This is a genomic window from Cupriavidus sp. YAF13 (genome assembly GCF_052113425.1).
Classification (GTDB): domain Bacteria; phylum Pseudomonadota; class Gammaproteobacteria; order Burkholderiales; family Burkholderiaceae; genus Cupriavidus.
The window spans coordinates 26,797-42,846 of sequence record NZ_JBFRDD010000039.1 but is presented as its reverse complement, the minus strand read 5'-3'; the positions used below and the strand labels follow the sequence as shown (position 1 = coordinate 42,846).

Annotated in this window: 15 protein-coding genes; 8 read left to right on the top strand and 7 right to left on the bottom strand. The window is 66.9% G+C overall.

What is annotated here, in order from left to right; genetic code table 11:
* Positions 1-36: 36 nt before the first annotated feature.
* A complete protein-coding gene (locus tag AB4061_RS27515) occupies positions 37-1,191 on the bottom strand; it encodes an acyltransferase family protein (RefSeq protein WP_441639419.1) in 1,155 nt (384 codons plus the stop codon).
* Positions 1,192-1,563: 372 nt separating this feature from the next.
* Here AB4061_RS27515 and AB4061_RS27510 point away from each other — a divergent pair, with 372 nt between their 5' ends.
* The 4 genes from AB4061_RS27510 (at position 1,564) to AB4061_RS27495 (ending at position 4,917) form a co-directional block, all read left to right on the top strand.
* Positions 1,564-2,556: a DMT family transporter gene (locus AB4061_RS27510; protein WP_441639450.1), complete on the top strand. Its 993-nt coding sequence runs from the start codon at positions 1,564-1,566 to the stop codon at positions 2,554-2,556.
* A gap of 1 nt (position 2,557) precedes the next feature.
* Positions 2,558-3,346 (top strand): SDR family oxidoreductase, encoded by a 789-nt coding sequence (locus tag AB4061_RS27505; protein WP_441639418.1) that lies wholly within the window; start codon positions 2,558-2,560, stop codon positions 3,344-3,346.
* A 119-nt stretch (positions 3,347-3,465) separates the two neighbouring features.
* Positions 3,466-3,852, top strand: a complete 387-nt coding sequence (locus tag AB4061_RS27500; protein WP_043344563.1) for a methylglyoxal synthase — start codon at positions 3,466-3,468, stop codon at positions 3,850-3,852.
* 90 nt (positions 3,853-3,942) lie between these two features.
* The gene (locus tag AB4061_RS27495; RefSeq protein WP_441639417.1) at positions 3,943-4,917 is read left to right on the top strand and encodes a quinone oxidoreductase family protein; all 975 of its coding nucleotides are present in this window, start codon (positions 3,943-3,945) and stop codon (positions 4,915-4,917) included.
* A gap of 31 nt (positions 4,918-4,948) precedes the next feature.
* Here AB4061_RS27495 and AB4061_RS27490 read toward each other — a convergent pair whose 3' ends face one another.
* The 6 genes from AB4061_RS27490 to AB4061_RS27465 all read right to left on the bottom strand — a co-directional run bounded on the left by AB4061_RS27490 (position 4,949) and on the right by AB4061_RS27465 (position 11,809).
* The gene (locus AB4061_RS27490; protein WP_043344566.1) at positions 4,949-5,242 is read right to left on the bottom strand and encodes a YkvA family protein; all 294 of its coding nucleotides are present in this window, start codon (positions 5,240-5,242) and stop codon (positions 4,949-4,951) included.
* A gap of 256 nt (positions 5,243-5,498) precedes the next feature.
* The gene (locus AB4061_RS27485; RefSeq protein ID WP_441639416.1) at positions 5,499-6,644 is read right to left on the bottom strand and encodes a BMP family ABC transporter substrate-binding protein; all 1,146 of its coding nucleotides are present in this window, start codon (positions 6,642-6,644) and stop codon (positions 5,499-5,501) included.
* 176 nt (positions 6,645-6,820) lie between these two features.
* Positions 6,821-7,741: an ABC transporter permease gene (locus AB4061_RS27480; protein WP_441639415.1), complete on the bottom strand. Its 921-nt coding sequence runs from the start codon at positions 7,739-7,741 to the stop codon at positions 6,821-6,823.
* 15 nt (positions 7,742-7,756) lie between these two features.
* Entirely contained in the window at positions 7,757-8,857 is a 1,101-nt protein-coding gene (locus AB4061_RS27475; RefSeq protein WP_441639414.1) for an ABC transporter permease, read from the bottom strand.
* On the bottom strand, positions 8,850-10,439 hold the full coding sequence (locus AB4061_RS27470; RefSeq protein WP_441639413.1) for an ABC transporter ATP-binding protein: 1,590 nt from the start codon (positions 10,437-10,439) through the stop codon (positions 8,850-8,852). The genes AB4061_RS27475 and AB4061_RS27470 overlap by 8 nt, the downstream gene beginning before the upstream one ends.
* A gap of 431 nt (positions 10,440-10,870) precedes the next feature.
* Positions 10,871-11,809 carry a pirin family protein gene (locus AB4061_RS27465; RefSeq protein WP_441639412.1) on the bottom strand — a complete coding sequence of 313 codons (939 nt, stop codon included), beginning with the start codon at positions 11,807-11,809 and terminating at the stop codon, positions 10,871-10,873.
* A gap of 695 nt (positions 11,810-12,504) precedes the next feature.
* Between AB4061_RS27465 and AB4061_RS27460 the strand changes: the two genes are divergently transcribed.
* From AB4061_RS27460 to AB4061_RS27445, 4 genes are read left to right on the top strand one after another with little or no spacing between them, the layout of a single operon-like run.
* Positions 12,505-13,221, top strand: coding sequence for an ABC transporter permease (locus AB4061_RS27460; RefSeq protein ID WP_174423121.1), 717 nt, complete (start codon positions 12,505-12,507; stop codon positions 13,219-13,221).
* A gap of 37 nt (positions 13,222-13,258) precedes the next feature.
* Positions 13,259-14,203 (top strand): glycine betaine ABC transporter substrate-binding protein, encoded by a 945-nt coding sequence (locus AB4061_RS27455; protein ID WP_441639411.1) that lies wholly within the window; start codon positions 13,259-13,261, stop codon positions 14,201-14,203.
* A 10-nt stretch (positions 14,204-14,213) separates the two neighbouring features.
* The gene (locus AB4061_RS27450; protein ID WP_441639410.1) at positions 14,214-14,861 is read left to right on the top strand and encodes an ABC transporter permease; all 648 of its coding nucleotides are present in this window, start codon (positions 14,214-14,216) and stop codon (positions 14,859-14,861) included.
* A 2-nt stretch (positions 14,862-14,863) separates the two neighbouring features.
* A complete protein-coding gene (locus AB4061_RS27445; RefSeq protein ID WP_441639409.1) occupies positions 14,864-16,039 on the top strand; it encodes an osmoprotectant ABC transporter ATP-binding protein OsmV in 1,176 nt (391 codons plus the stop codon).
* Positions 16,040-16,050 lie beyond the last annotated feature (11 nt).

Sequence of the window (16,050 nt, the reverse complement as noted above, 5' to 3'; positions counted from 1 at the left end):
TCAGGCAGGCTGGCTAGCCGGGCAACGGCATGGCGGCTAGATATTCTGCCCGCGCTGCGCCGCTGGCAGCGCCGGGCGCCCGAGCAGGCCGCGCACGCGCTGGGTATTGCGCTCGAACACCCAGTAGACGGCAAAGGCATAGGCATAGCAGCCCAGCAGGATCAGCGCGGCCAGGCCCAGGCTGCCAGCGCCGACAGGCAGGCGGACCTTGACCAGGGCCGCGGCGATGAACAGGGTCAGCGGGAAATGCGTCAGGTAGAGCGAGTACGAAAACCCGGACGCCAGCGTAGCCAGGCGCGACAAGCCTGCGTGGCCGATGCGGATGCGGGTCGACAGCACGGCCAGCAACAGCACGAAGAAGCCCAGCGCGACAGCGGCATCGGCGTACGGCTTGTGCTTGGTCAGTGCAATGGCGGCCAGGAACACCAGCAGCGCCGGCAGCACCAGCCACTTGCGCCGCGCGATCGCTGCGATCTGCGCCAGCCTTGCTTCCAGGGCTTGCGCCAGCACACCCAGCAGCCAGAACAAGAAGCCTTCGACCAGGCCGTGGAACAGGCCCATCGTGACCAGCGCCGCCAATAGGCACAGCAATGCCTGCGGCGTGCGGCGCAGGTGCCAGGCGCCGTATAGCGCAGGGAACCAGAGGTAGTACCAGAATTCGTTGGCCAGGCTCCACAACGGCCCGTTGGAGCCATAGGTCTGGCAGGCAAGGGTTTGCAGGAACGCCGCGTTGCAAACCAATCCCGCGACGCCGAGGTTATGCGAGATATCGATCTGCTGGGCCGCGTTGCCCTCGGTGCCCTGGTAGAACGGCCCCCACGCCAGGTGGATCCCGGCACTGTCCCAGAACAGCCCGAGCAGCAGCGCGGGCAGCAGTACGATCCATAGCCGCGTCATGCGGTCAGCCAGGTAGCTGCGCCAGGACCAGTCGCCACGCGTCATCTTGCGGCGCACGGTGCCGCCCACCAGGTAGCCCGAGAGCAGGAAGAACACGATCACGCATTCGTGGCCGACGCTGCACAGCGCATAGAACAGCTGCAGCGCCACGCCGGCCGCGCCGCCATGCGGCCCGCTCGCCGCATAGTCGACGATGACCAGCGCCCGGACATGGCCAAGGCAGACCAGGCCCGCGGCCAGCGCCCGGATCAGGTCTAGTACATCGTATTGCTTGCTTTGGTCCGTGCCATCCACGACCAGTCTCCCGGTTCCGGCTCGCCAGGGCTGCGGTGGACACAAGGCGGCACGCAGCGCGGGACTCTCCTTGGCAGAGCTTAGCCGGGCGGCTACGGCGTGAAGGTGCGCCGTCCCACATAGAGAAAGCCCGCGAAAGCCAGCGAAAGCCGAGGCACGGGAAGCAGGCGCCGCTGCCATCGGCACGGCATGGGTTGAGGCACGCGGGTTGGGGCACGCCGCCCAACACCTGTGCGCAGCACAATGTGCCTCGGATGCAGTTGCTTCTTTTCGAATACAATGGCTCGCGTCCTTGGCGGCCAGCCCGCGCCCAGCGGCGCGCGGCCCCACTATCCGGCTTCTCCCTTGTCTGCATCCCAACTTTCCCGCACCGTGCCTGCCGCCGAGCCGGCATCGCAGCGCGCCGGCTTGGCCGTGGCTGCCGTCGGCGCCGTCCTCTTTTCCGGCAAGGCGATCGTCGCCAAGCTGATGTACCGCTACCAGGTCGATGCGGTCATGGTCATCACCCTGCGCATGCTGTTTGCCGTGCCGCTGTTCATGGCGATCGGCTGGTGGCAGTCGCGGCGCCTGCCGGCGCTGTCCTGGGCCGATCGCGGCCGCATCGTGTTCCTCGGCATCATCGGCTACTACCTGTCCAGTTTCCTCGACTTTCTCGGCCTGCAATACATCACGGCCGGGCTCGAGCGGCTGATCCTGTTCCTGACGCCGTCCTTCGTGCTGCTGGCCAGCGCCGTGCTGTTCAAGCGGCGCATCAGCCTGCGGCAGTGGCTGTCCCTGGCGCTGGCCTATATAGGCATCGTGCTGGTTTTCGCGCATGATCTCGACGTGAGCGGCGGCCAGGTGTGGCTCGGTGCGGCGCTGGTGCTCGGCAGCGCACTAACCTACGGCATTTACCTGATCGCTTCAGGCGAATTGGTGCAGCGCATTGGTTCGTTGCGGCTGGTGGCCTATGCGATGTGCGTTTCCACCGCGTGCTGCGTGGTGCAATATCTGGTGCTGCGCCGGCCGCTGGCGGAGCTGCTGCAGCCGGCCCCCGTGATGTGGCTTTCGCTTGCCAATTCTGTGTTTTGCACGGTGCTGCCGGTGTCGCTGACGATGGTGGCGGTGGCGCGCATCGGCGCGCCGATGGCATCGCAGGCGGGTATGCTCGGGCCGGTATCCACTTTGTTCCTGGGCTTCTGGCTGCTGGGTGAGCCGATCACTGGCGTGCAGCTCGCCGGCAGCGCGCTGGTGATGGGCGGGATATATTTGCTGTCGGCGCGCAAGGTGGGCAAGGCCCGGGCTGCTCGTCGCGGCGGCAAGGCGATGGATACGCTGGACAACAAGCAGGCGGGTGGCCGCCTCGATGACACAAGGAGTCGATGAGATGGATCTCGGATTGCGCGGCAAGCATGCGCTGGTGTGTGGCGCCAGCAAGGGTCTCGGTTTTGCCTGCGCCGACGCGCTGGCTGCCGAAGGCGTGGATGTGGTGATCGTGGCGCGCGGCGCCGAGGCGCTGGAAAAAGCTGCGGCGGACCTGCGCGCGCGCCACGGCCGGCGCGTGATGGCGGTCGCCACCGACATCACGACCCCGGCCGGGCGGAAGCTGGCGCTGGACGCCGTCGCCAAGCTGGGCGACCTGGACATCCTCGTCAACAATGCCGGCGGTCCGCCGCCGGGCAATTTCCGCGACTGGGACCGCGACGCCTGGCTGGCAGCGATCGACGCCAACATGCTGACCCCGATCGAGCTGATCAAGGCCACGGTGGACGGCATGATCGCGCGCAAATGGGGCCGCATCGTCAACATCACCAGCGGCGCCGTGAAGGCGCCGATCGATGTGCTCGGCCTGTCCAACGGCGCGCGCTCGGGCCTGACCGGCTTTGTCGCCGGCCTGGCGCGCGAAGTGGCGCAGCACGGCGTGACGGTGAACAACCTGCTGCCCGGCCCGTTCAATACGGATCGCCTCTACAAGACCATGGAAGGTGGCGCCAGGCAGGCCGGCCTGTCGATCGAGGAAGTCTCCAAGCGCCGCGCCGCGCAGAACCCGAGCCGCCGCTTTGGCGAGCCGGCCGAGTTCGGCGCCACCTGCGCCTTCTTGTGCAGCCGCCACGCCGCGTACATGACCGGGCAGAACGTGCTCCTAGACGGCGGCGCCTACCCCGGCACGTTCTAAGCTGCTGCCGCACCCAACCCGCGGCGCGTGCGCGGCCTGGCGGCCGTGCCGGCGCCGCGGGCGTTTTCCGGCCGGGCCATGCCGGCCCGGCCTTTCTCTGATTGGCCAGGATGATGCCGATGACCCCCCCTCGTATTGCGCTGATTGCGCACGACCACAAGAAAGACGACATCGTGGCTTTTGCTGGCCGCCATCGCGATTTCCTGTCGCGTTGCGAACTGCTGGCCACCGGGACCACGGGCGGCCGCCTGAGCGACGAAATCGGCCTGACGGTGACGCGCATGCTCTCCGGCCCCTGGGGCGGCGACCTGCAGATCGGCGCGCAACTGGCCGAAGGCCGCGTGGGCGTGGTGATTTTCCTGCGCGACCCCATGACGCCGCAACCGCACGAACCCGATATCAATGCGTTGGTGCGCGCCTGCGACGTGCACAACGTGCCCTGTGCCACCAATGTGGCCACCGCGGATCTGTTGATCGCGGAGCTGCGGCGGATGTACCCGGAGTAAGCCGCGTCGGCCTGACGTATTTTCGGCATCAACACATAGCAACAGCTACCAACACATGGCAACACCCAGCAACTGGAAAAGGAGTGAGACATGAGCAAGGCTATCCGCATTTTCGAGACCGGCGGCCCCGAGGTGATGCAGTGGGTTGATGTCGAGGTGGGGGATCCCGGCCCCGGCGAGGTGCGCGTGCGCCACGAGGCGGTTGGCCTCAACTACATCGACGTGTATTTCCGCAGCGGGCTGTACAAGCAGCCGCTGCCGGGTAGCCTCGGCATGGAAGGCGCCGGCGTGGTGGAGGCGGTTGGCGCCGGCGTGGGGCACCTGAGCGTGGGCGACCGTGTTGCTTATGCCGGCCGTCCCACGGGCGCCTATGCGCAGGTGCGGGTCATGCCGGCCGATATCGTGGTGCGCCTGCCGGACGCCATCTCGTTCGAGCAGGGCGCGGCGATGATGCTGCAGGGCCTGACCACGCAGTACCTGCTGCGCGACAGCTACCGCGTGCAGGCAGGAGACACCGTGCTGCTGCACGCCGCCGCGGGTGGCGTTGGCCTGATCGCCAGCCAGTGGCTCAAGGCGCTGGGCGCCACCGTGATCGGCACCGCCGGCAGCGATGAAAAAGCCGCGCTGGCACGCGCGCATGGGTGCGACCACACCATCGTCTACACGCGTGAGTCCTTCGTCGACAAGGTCAAGGAAATCACCGGCGGCAAGGGCGTCGCCGCGGTCTACGACTCGGTCGGCAAGGACACCTTCAACGGCTCGCTGGATTGCCTGAAGCCGCGCGGCACCATGGTGGTGTTCGGCAACGCATCCGGCCCCGTGCCGCCGTTCGATCTGTCCGTGCTGGGCAACAAGGGCTCGCTGCGCATCACGCGGCCCACGCTGATGACCTATGTGGTCCATCGCGAACTGCTGGAGCCGATGGCGGCCGAGCTGTTCGAGATGGTGACCAGCGGCCGGGTGAAGATTGAAGTCCGCCAACGTTACGCGCTGGCGGATGTAGCGCAAGCGCATCGCGACCTGGAAGGCCGCAAGACCACTGGCACGACCGTCCTGCTGCCTTGACGCCGCAGGCTGGTGCGAGCCGCCTGGCCTGCTAGCGGGCTCGCACCGTCTGGGCGCCGGCGCGCGCCTCGGCCTGCCGCAATACGTGCGCGGGCAGGCGCCTGAGGATGAAGTGCACCGCCAGCGGGATCAGCACCACGTCGTCCATCAGGCCCAGGCCAGGGATGAAGTCAGGGATCAGGTCAATGGGCGAAATGGCGTACAGCACCAGGCCTAGCGCGGCCGGCTTCAACCAGCGCGGGGCGTCGGGATGGCGCAGCGCGTACCACAGCAGGCGGCCGTCGCGCCGCACCAGGGTCCACAGTGCCGAAAATCGTTTCCACATGAGAGGCCTCCTTCACTTTCCACAAACGCCAAGCGACGTGGCCGATTGCGCCACTCGCAGATAGCTTGGGCCAATCTTCGGCGCTTCAAGTTCCACGGGGCGTTCAGGCGGGGGGGGGTGACGCGAATGACATCCAGTGACGGACATCTAGTGACGGACGTGCAGGGCAGGTGGCGAGGCGCGAGACGCACCACGCCACCGTGCCGGCAGCGCTGCGAGCGCAGGCTGCCGGCAACCGCTAAACCGATGCTGGCAATCAGCCCGGGATCTTGCCTTCCACGCCTTCGACGTAGAACTTGATGCCGTGCAGGAAGCCGTCGTCGGCTGCCTGGTCCTTGGCCAGCTGTTCCTTGCCGGTGTTGTCCTTGAGCGGACCCTTCCAGATCGGAGCCGAGCCATCGGCGATGCCCTTCTTACGCTCTTCCACCAGCGCCTTCACGTCATCCGGCACCACGGTATTGAAGCCCTTCAGGTCGATCATGCCTTCCTTGACGCCCCACCACGTGGTGCCGTTCTTCCACTGGTTAGCCAGCACGTCGCCGACCACCTTGTTGTAGTACACGCCCCACGAGATCACCGAGGCGGCCAGGTGGGCCTTCTCGCCGAACTTGCTCATGTCGCTGTCCCAGCCGAATGCGTACACGCCCTTTTCCTGCGCGGTCTGCACCACGGCGGCGGAGTCGGTGTTCTGCATCAGCATGTCCACGCCCTGGCCGATCAGCGTGGTCGCGGCTTCGCGCTCCTTGCCCGGATCGAACCACTTGTTCACCCACACCACCTTGACGGTGGCCTTGGGGTTGACGCTGCGCGCGCCGATGGTGAACGAGTCGATGTTGCGGATCACCTCGGGGATGGGCACCGATGCCACCACGCCCATCTTGCCGGTCTTGCTCATCTTGCCGGCGACCACACCAGCCAGGTAAGCGCCTTCATAGGTGCGCACGTCGTACTGGGCCAGGTTGTCGGCGGTCTTGAAGCCGGTGGCGTGCTCGAACTTCACGTCCGGGAATTCCTTGGCGACCTTGAGCATCGATTCCATGTAACCGAAGCTGGTGCCGAAGATGACCTTGTTGCCTTGCGCGGCGAGATCGCGGAACACGCGTTCGGCATCGGCGGCGGATTCGGGCACGTTCTCGACGAAGGACGTCTTCACCTTGTCGCCGTATTTTTCTTCCACGGCCTTGCGGCCGGCATCATGGGCGAAGGTCCAGCCTGCATCGCCGACCGGGCCGATGTAGACGAAGGCGACCTTGAGCGGCTCGGCCTTTTGCTCGGCGGCGGGAGCGGAGRCCGGAGCCGCGCTTTCCGCAGGCTTTTCGGCTTCTTTCTTGCCGCAGCCCGCGAGAGCCAGCACGGCGGTGGCAGCCAGTGCGGCAAGGGTTTTCCTGCGCGTGACGATCATGATTTCTCCTTGTAATGACCGGGGTACCGAGTACCGATGTTTTGATTAAGGTTGCAACTGTGGCTCTGAACAACGAGGGCTTTAGGCCTGAAGTCTCTGACGGACTTTATAAAAGCGAAACAAGAACGGAAAACACGGCGCCGCGCCGCGCCGGGCGGGCACGGCAACGGGATCGGTCAGGCGGCGCCCGGGCGGAACGGCTTGCCCAGCGAGGCCGGCATGTTCAGGCGGATCCACGCCGGGTTGCGCGAGATCAGCGCCAGCACGACGATGGTCGCCGCATAGGGCAGCATCGACAGGATCTGCGAAGGCACCGATACGCCAATGCCCTGCAGGTAGAACTGCAGGATGGTGACGCCGCCGAACAGCCAGGCTCCGGCCCAGACGCGGCCCGGGCGCCAGGTGGCGAAGGTGGTCAGCGCCAGCGCGATCCAGCCACGGCCGGCCACCAGGTTCTCTACCCACATCGGCGTGTACACCAGCGACAGGTAGGCGCCGGCCAGCCCGCAGCAAGCGCCGCCGAACAGCAGCGCGCCAAAACGGATCAGGCGCACCGGATATCCCAGCGCATGCGCGGATTCCGGCGATTCGCCGATCGCGCGCAGCGTCAGGCCGGCGCGCGTGCGGAACAGGAACCACATGGTGGCGCCGCACAGGAACAGGCTGAAATACACCATCCAGTGCTGCTGGAAGAAGGCCGGCCCGAAGAAGGGAATATCGGCCAGGAAGGGAATCGACTTGGCCTGCGACGGCATGGCGAAGCCGACGAAGCGCTGGCCCATGAAGGCCGACAGCCCGGTGCCGAAGATCGACAGCGCCAGGCCGGTGGCCACCTGGTTGGTGGCCAGCACCAGCGCCAGCCACGAGAACAGCGTGGCCATCAGCATGCCGGCCAGCGCGCCGGCGGCAAAACCGATCAGCGGCGACTGGGTCTGGTAGCCGACCATGAAGCCGAACGCGGCGGCGACCAGCATCATGCCTTCGGCGCCCAGGTTGAGCACGCCGGCGCGCTCGTTGATGAGCAAGCCAAGTGCCGCCAGCAGCAACGGCGTGCCGGCGTTGATCGCGGTGGCGATAAGAGGGGCGAGTTGTTCCATGTCTTGGGGTTCCGCTCAGGCGGCCTTGGCGCGCCAGCGCAGGCGGTTGTCGATCAGCGTATCGCTGGCCAGCAGGAAGAACAGCAGCATGCCCTGGAACACCGAGCCCAGCGCCGAAGGCAGGCCCAGGCGCGACTGGGCCATTTCGCCGCCGATATAAAACAGCGACATGACGATGCCGCCGAACACGGTGCCCACCGGATGCAGGCGGCCCACGAAGGCCACGATGATCGCGGTGAAACCGTAGCCCGGTGAGATCGAGGGCAGCAGCTGGCCGATCGGGCCGGTCACCTCGAACGCGCCCGCCAGGCCGGCGGTGCCGCCGGAGATCATCAGCGCGCTCCACAGCGAAYGGCGCGCCGAGAAGCCGGCATAGCGCGCCGCGGCCGGGGCGGTGCCGCCCACCTGCAGGCGGTAGCCCGCGAAGCTGCGGAAGATGAAGACGGTCATCAGCACCACCAGCACCAGCATCACCACGAAGCCYGCGTGCAGGCGCGAGCCCGACATCAGGTTGGGCAGCAGGAACTCGCTTGAGAACACCTTGGACTGCGGGAAGTTCATGCCGTTGGGATCCTTCAGCGGCCCGTTGACCACGTACAGCATCAATTGCTGCGCGATATAGGTCAGCATCAGCGACACCAGGATCTCGTTGGCGTTGAACTTGTCCTTGAGCACGGCGGTGAGAGACGCCCAGAACATGCCGCCGACCACGCCGGCCAGCGAGGCCAGCACCAGCACCACGGCGCCGTTCACGCCATTGCCGGGCACGTCGAAGTACAACACGGTGGCGCCGGCGAAGATGCCGCCGACGATGAGCTGGCCATCCGCGCCGATGTTCCAGATATTGGCGCGATAGCACACCGAAAGCCCGAGCGCGCACAGTACCAGCGGCACGGTCTTGAGCAGCACCTCGCCGATGGCGCGGCGGTCCTTGAGCGGGTCGACCAGGAACACTTTGAGCGCGGCCACCGGATCCTTGCCGAGCAGCAGGAACAGCAGCGCGCCGAAGGCCAGCGTCAAGGCCAGCGCGATGAAGGGCGAGGCATAGGCCATGCGGCGCGAGGGCAGCCCGCGCGGCGCCAGCGACAGCGGCGAGCGAAGGAGGAAATCAGCCATGGAGCACCGTCTCCTCTTGTTCGCGCCGGCCGCCTGGCCCGCCTTCCCAAAGACCGCTCATCCACAGGCCCACCTGCTCTCGCGTGGCGTCCTGGGTCGGAATCGACGGTGACAACCGGCCCTTGGCGATCACGTGCAGGCGATCGCAGATGGCGAACAGTTCGTCCAGTTCTTCCGACACCACCAGCAACGCGCAGCCAGTGGCCTTGAGCGCCAGCAGCTCGTTGTGGATCTGCGCCGCGGCACCCACATCCACGCCCCAGGTCGGCTGGGCCACGATCAATACCTTCGGGCCGCTTTCGATCTCGCGGCCGACGATGAATTTCTGCAGGTTGCCGCCCGACAGGCTCTTGGCCAGCGCGTCCGGCCCGCTTGCCTTCACGCGGAAGCGCCCGATCACGGACTGCGCCAGGCCGGCGGCGGCCTTGGGCGAAATCATGCCGCGCTGCACATAGGGCGCGGACTGGTGCGAAAGCAGGATATTCGCGGCCAGGCTCATGCCCGGCACGGCGCCACGGCCGAGGCGTTCCTCGGGCACGAAGGCCAGTCCGGCGCGGCGCCGCTGGCGCGCGTCCAGCTTGCCCACCGGCTTGTTATCCAGCGCGATGGCATCGCGCGCGGCGCGCACATCCTCGCCCGACAGCGCCGCCAGCAATTCCTGCTGGCCGTTGCCGGACACGCCGGCGATGCCAACGATCTCGCCGGCGCGCAGGTCCAGCGAGATGCCGGCAAGCTCCGTCGCGAACGCATGCGAGCGCGGCAGCGAGAGTTCGCGCACCGCCAGCCGGCAGGCGCCGGGCTCGGTCTGCACGCGCGCCTCGCGCGGCGGCTCGCCGCCGATCATCAGGCGCGACAGCGAGGCCGCGCTTTCCTGGCGCGGATCGCACACGCCGGTGACACGGCCCATGCGCATCACGGTGGCGCTATGGCAAAGCTCGCGGATCTCGTCGAGCTTATGGCTGATGTAGAGGATGCTGGTGCCTTCCGCCGCGAGCTGGCGCAGCGTGATGAAGAGGGTTTGCACCGCTTGCGGTGTCAGCACGGAAGTCGGCTCGTCCAGGATCAGCAGCTGCGGCTTGGCCAGCAGCGCCCGCACGATTTCCACGCGCTGGCGCTCGCCTACCGACAAGGTGTGCACATGGCGGTTCGGCTCCAGCGGCAGGCCATAGCGCTGGGCGGTTTCGCGGATCTGGTCGGCCAGCTGCTTCATATTGGTGCCGGCCTGCGGGCTGCCGGCGGCCGCCTTGCTGCCCCGGGGCAGGCCGAGGGCGATGTTCTCGGTCACGGTCAGCGTATCGAACAGCGAAAAGTGCTGGAACACCATCGCAATGCCCAGGTTCCGGGCATCGTGCGGATTGTGGATCGCGGCGCGTGCACCGTTGAAGTGCATGTCGCCGGCGTCCGGCTTGACCGCGCCAAAGATGATTTTCATCAGGGTGGATTTGCCGGCGCCGTTCTCGCCGAGCACGGCGTGGATTTCGCCGGGGGCGACGACGAGGGACACGTCATCGTTGGCGGTCACGCCGGGGTAGCGCTTGATGATATGGGCAAGCGCCAGCCTTGGGGTTGTGCTTAAGGTCACTGAGGCGGCTCGAGTTGTTATGGCAGCAACGTGGGTCAATGTTCGTTAATGTTTGTATCGGGCAGCACCTGCTGCAGCGCGTGGGGCAGGATCGCCGTTACGCATTGCAGCAACCATCACTGGGCGGTGATGCCGTTTATTAACCGTGGATTATATAAGTGTGTGGGGTTCGGACGACCTGATCAGGCCAGTTTTCTCGGCCCCACAACGGATACAAGCAGGTTGCAAGTCGCATGCCGGGCATTTGGGGCGGGTGAGCGGGCGGCCGGGCTGCCGGGGGCGGCCAGCTTGGCCGATCGGCGCGAAACTGGCGTGAAGTTTGCGAAATGCGGGAGAGTAGGGCGGGGAGAGAGCGGGGGGCCGGGGCGGGGCGCCGCGGCCAATGCCGGAGCGGGAGCGGCGCGATGCCGCCCCCGATGGCTCATAGCGTGTCAGGCGCCGTGGCTGACCGCGATCTGGTTGAAGCGGCCTTCGCGGAAATCGGCCAGGGTCTGGTAGATCTCCTCCTGGGTGTTCATCACGAACGGCCCATATTGCGCGATCGGCTCGCCCAGCGGCTTGCCCGCGATCAGCAGGAAGCGCGCATCGGCCGTGGCCGTGACATTGACCCCGTCGGCGCCGGCGGCGTTGTCCAGCACGCCCATGCGCTGCGCTTCCAGCACGGCGGCGTTGCTGCCCGCGCCGACCGCGATCTCGCCGCGATAGGTGTACAGGAAGGCGTTATGCCCTTGCGGCAACGCTTGCGAGAAGGTCTGCCCCGCCGGCAGCGAGACGTCCAGGTAGAGCGGCTCCGTGACCGGGCGTGTGACCGCGCCAGCCACCCCGTGCGAAGCGCCTGCCAGCACGCGCACCGTGGCGCCGCCCGGCAGCGCCACCGTGGGCACGTCGGCGGCCGGCAGGTCGCGGTACCAGGGCGCCGTCATCTTGTCCGCGGCGGGCAGGTTCAGCCACAGCTGGAAGCCTTCCATGCGGCCGTCTTCCTGCTCGGGCATCTCCGAGTGCACCACGCCGGCGCCGGCCACCATCCACTGGGCGCCGCCGTTCTCCAGCAGGCCTTCGTTGCCGGCGCTGTCGCGATGGCGCATGCGGCCGGCCAGCATATAGGTGATGGTCTCGAAGCCGCGGTGCGGGTGGTCGGGGAAGCCGCCGATATAGTCGTCGCGGCTATCGGTGCCAAACGCGTCCAGCATCAGGAACGGGTCCAGGCGACGCTGCAGGTTCTGCGTGAGCACGCGGGTGAGCTTGACGCCGGCGCCGTCCGAGGTGGCGATGCCGCGCACCACGCGGTCGACCGCGCGCGAGCGCTGCACGGTTTCCGTGGCGGTGGCCGGGATGGTGGGGGCGGTAGGGATGGCAGTGCGTTGTTCCATGATCGATCTCCTGTTGGCTGGGGATGGCGGCAATGGCGCGCGGCCCCAAAGGCTACCCTCGTAATTTAAGGGTTTGGGCCAGAACCGGTAGAGGCCATCCGGGCAAAAGATTGTTCTGCCCATGGCACGGCCAACGCCTCGCGATGCCTCAATTCTGGAACAACGAGAGTGACGCCGGAATGCCGGGCGAAGCCTGATAGATACGGCCAGAAAGCGGCGCAAAAGTGTGGAGAAAGCGTGATAGTGACAAGATCGCTGTAATTGGGTATAATAGCGCTCTCGTTGTCATCCGATGCTGCGTAATCAAGTCGGGTTGGCAGGGTCCGGGCAGGCGTGTTTGAGTGCCGCCCCATCCCCTTGCTTCCCCAAGCGTGGCACCGGCCGATTGATCCGGCGGCGCGTCGGAACCACCAAATTTGCGCTGCCACTGGCCTCCCGTTCCTGCACCTTGCAGCGGGTTGCGCCGCTCCCGGGACTCTCGCCCTTACCGGCACGGTGTCCTTTCAATTGGGTTTCCCGCTCTCCAGCGTGAAGCCCGGCGCCCGTCCACCGGCTCATCTGCCGGTCATGGCGGGCAAGGCAATCTAGTCAGGGCCGGCGGGCCCCCATTTGCACCCGCCTGAGCCCACTTTGTTCGTCCGTCAATCCGGATGTGGTTTCTCGTGCCCACATCTGGCATGCGGACAGAAGGGAATATGTCCAAGCAATCTGTACAGGCGCTGGCCTGGGGGTGTCTCACGCTCGCTGCGCTGGCCGCTCTGGTCACCTGGATCGGCGTCGATGTCATCCTGCAATATCAGGACCGCCTGTGGTACGACGTTGCCGACCACCTGCGCCTGGTGGCGTGGTCGATGGCGCTGGCGCTGGTCACCGGCATCCCGGCAGGCATCGGCCTGAGCCGTCCGTGCATGCGCCGCTGGGCCGACCGCCTGATGCAGGTCTTCAATATCGGCAATACCGTGCCATCGCTGGCGGTGCTGGCACTGGCCCTGGCCGTGCTCGGCATTGGCGAGCGGCCCGCCATCCTGGCGCTGTGGCTGGCTTCGCTGCTGCCGATCGTGCGCAATACCTGCGAGGGCTTGCTCGGCGTTTCCCCGGCACTGACCGAGGCCGCGCGCGGCCTTGGCATGACCGCCATGCAGCGCCTGTTCCGGGTCGAACTGCCCAACGCGCTGCCGGTGATCCTGGCGGGCGTGCGCATCAGCCTGGTGATCAATGTCGGCACGGTGCCGCTGTCCTTCCTGATCGGCGCCAACAGCCTGGGCGAACTGATTTTCCCCGGCATCTACCTGAACAACCAGCCCCTGCTGTTGCTGGGCGCCGCGGCCACCGCGCTGCTGGCACTCGCCCTCGATGGCCTGTTTGCCGCCGCCGGTTATTGCTACCTGCGCCGCCGCGGGCTGGCGCGCTAAGGCGCGCAAGGGCGCACCGAACATGAAGGAGAACCCGATGCATTTCATCACAAGCGCGCTGGCTCGCGCGGGCCGCGCGGCCCGGGGCCAGGCACGCATGCTGGCGAGTGTCGCCGTGCTTGCCGCAGTGGCAGCCATGGCGTTGCCGGCGCACGCCGACACCGTTCGCGTAGGCGGCAAGAATTTCACTGAACAGCTGATCCTGTCGTCGATGACCACGCAGTACCTGCAGGCCAAAGGCCTCACCACCGAGCTCACCGCCGGCCTGGGCAGCACGCTGATGCGCCAGGCCATGGAAAGCGGCCAGCTCGACGTGGTGTGGGACTACACCGGCACGGCGCTGATCGTGTTCAACAAGGTCGAGGAAAAGCTCGGCGCCGCCGAGAGCTACGAGCGCGTCAAGACGCTCGACGCCGCGCGCGGCCTGATATGGCTCGATGCCTCCGGCATCAACAACACCTATGCGCTGGCGATGCCGAGAAAGCGTGCCGAAGCCGCTGGCGTGGCCACGTTGTCGGCCTTCGCCGAGAAGATGCGCGCCGCCGGCGAGGGCACCGCCCATCCGTTCGCGGTCGACATGGAGTTCGCCGCGCGTCCCGACGGGCTGGAACCGCTCAAGGGGCTCTACAAGCTGCCGTTCTCGCGCCGCGACGTGATCCAGCTCGATCCGGGCCTGGTCTACACCGCGCTGAAGAACGACCAGGTCGAACTGGGCCTCGTCTATACCACCGATGGCCGCGTCAAGGGCTTCGACCTGGTGCTGCTGGAAGACGACCAGCACTTCTTCCCCGCCTACAACGCGGTGCCCGTGGTGCGCAAGGCAACGCTCGACGCCCATCCCGAGCTCGCCGGCCTGCTCAACGCGCTGGCGGCCCAGCTCGACAACGCGGCCATGACCGAGATGAACTACAAGGTCGATATCGACCAGCAGCCGGTCGACAAGGTGGCGCAGGAATTCCTGCGCGGCCACGGCCTGATCTGAGGAGGGCCGCATGGACTTGCTGACTTACCTCCAACACAGCTGGCCGACATTGCTCAAGCTCACCGGCCAGCATCTGGCGCTGGTGGGTTCCGCGGTGGGCCTGGCGATCGTCGTCGGCGTGCCGCTGGGCATCCTGTGCGCGCGCTTCCGCTTTCTCGCCACGCCGCTGCTGACGCTGGCCACCATCGTGCTGACCTTGCCGTCGATCGCGCTGTTCGGGCTGATGATCCCGATCTTCGCGCGCTTCGGCCACGCGCTGGGCTACGTGCCGGCGGTGACCGCGGTGTYCCTGTATTCGCTGCTGCCGATCATGCGCAATACCTGCGTGGCGCTCGCCAATGTCGACGACGGCATCCAGGAAGCCGGCCGCGGCATCGGCATGACCACCTGGCAGCGCATGCGGCTGGTGGACCTGCCGCTGGCCGTGCCCGTCATCCTCGGCGGCGTGCGTACCGCCGTGGTGATGAACATCGGCGTGGCCACCATTGCCGCCATCATCGGCGCGGGTGGCCTCGGGGTGCTGATCCTGCAAGCGATCAGCCAGAGCAACATGAGCAAGCTGGCGATCGGCGCGGTGCTGGTCAGCGTGCTCGCCATCGTGGCCGATGCCTGCCTGCAGTGGTTGCAGCGGGCGCTGACACCGAAAGGAATTCGCTGAACATGATTGAACTCGACCAACTCACCAAGACCTTCAGGCAAAAAGACGGCGCCGAAGTGCGCGCTGTCGATGCGGTTTCGCTCACCGTGCCCAAGGGCGAGATCTGCGTCTTCCTCGGCCCCTCGGGCTGCGGCAAGACCACCACGCTCAAGATGATCAACCGCCTGATCCAGCCCAGCTCCGGCCGGGTGCTGATCGGCGGCGAGGACACCACCCGCGTGGACGAAGTCACGCTGCGCCGCAAGATCGGCTACGTGATCCAGCAGATCGGCCTGTTCCCCAACATGACCATCGAGGAGAACATCATGGTGGTGCCGCGCCTGCTGGGCTGGGACAAGAAGCGCAGCCGCGAGCGCGCGCGCGAGCTGATGTCGATGGTGCAGCTCGATCCCGACAAGATGCTCAAGCGCTATCCGCGCGAGCTCTCGGGCGGGCAGCAGCAGCGTATCGGCGTGATCCGCGCGCTGGCGGCGGATGCACCCGTGCTGCTGATGGACGAGCCGTTCGGCGCGGTGGACCCGATCAACCGCGAGAGCATCCAGAACGAGTTCTTCCTGATGCAGCGCCAGCTGGGCAAGACCGTGATCATGGTCTCGCACGACATCGACGAGGCCATCAAGCTGGGCGACCGGGTGGCCGTGTTCCGCGGCGGCAAGCTGGTGCAGTTCGACCATCCCGACGCACTGCTGGCGCGTCCGGCCGACGATTTCGTGCAAGCGTTCATCGGCCACGACAACACGCTCAAGCGCCTGCTGCTGGTGCGCGCCGGCGATGCCGCCACCATGGCGCAGACCTGCAGCCCCGGCATGCCGCTGGCGCAGGCGTTCGCCATCATGGACGAGGCCGACGTGCGCCACCTGCCGGTGGTGGACGATGCGCAGCGCGCGCTAGGCTACGTCACGCGGCGCGATGCGCGCGCGGGGCAGGGCATGTGCGCGGATGCGATGCGGCCGTTCGTGGCGACCGCCGCGTTCGACGAGCACCTGCGCATCGTGCTCTCGCGCATGTACCAGCACAACACCAGCTGGCTGCCGGTGGTCGATGCCGATGGCGTCTACCTGGGCGAAGTCACGCAGGAGTCGATCGCCGACTATCTCAGCTCGGGCCGCTCGCGCGGGAATGCACCGGTGATCCAGCCGCCGCAGGCGCCGGCTGCCATCGAGCGCATTGCGGCGTAATGCCCAGCTAG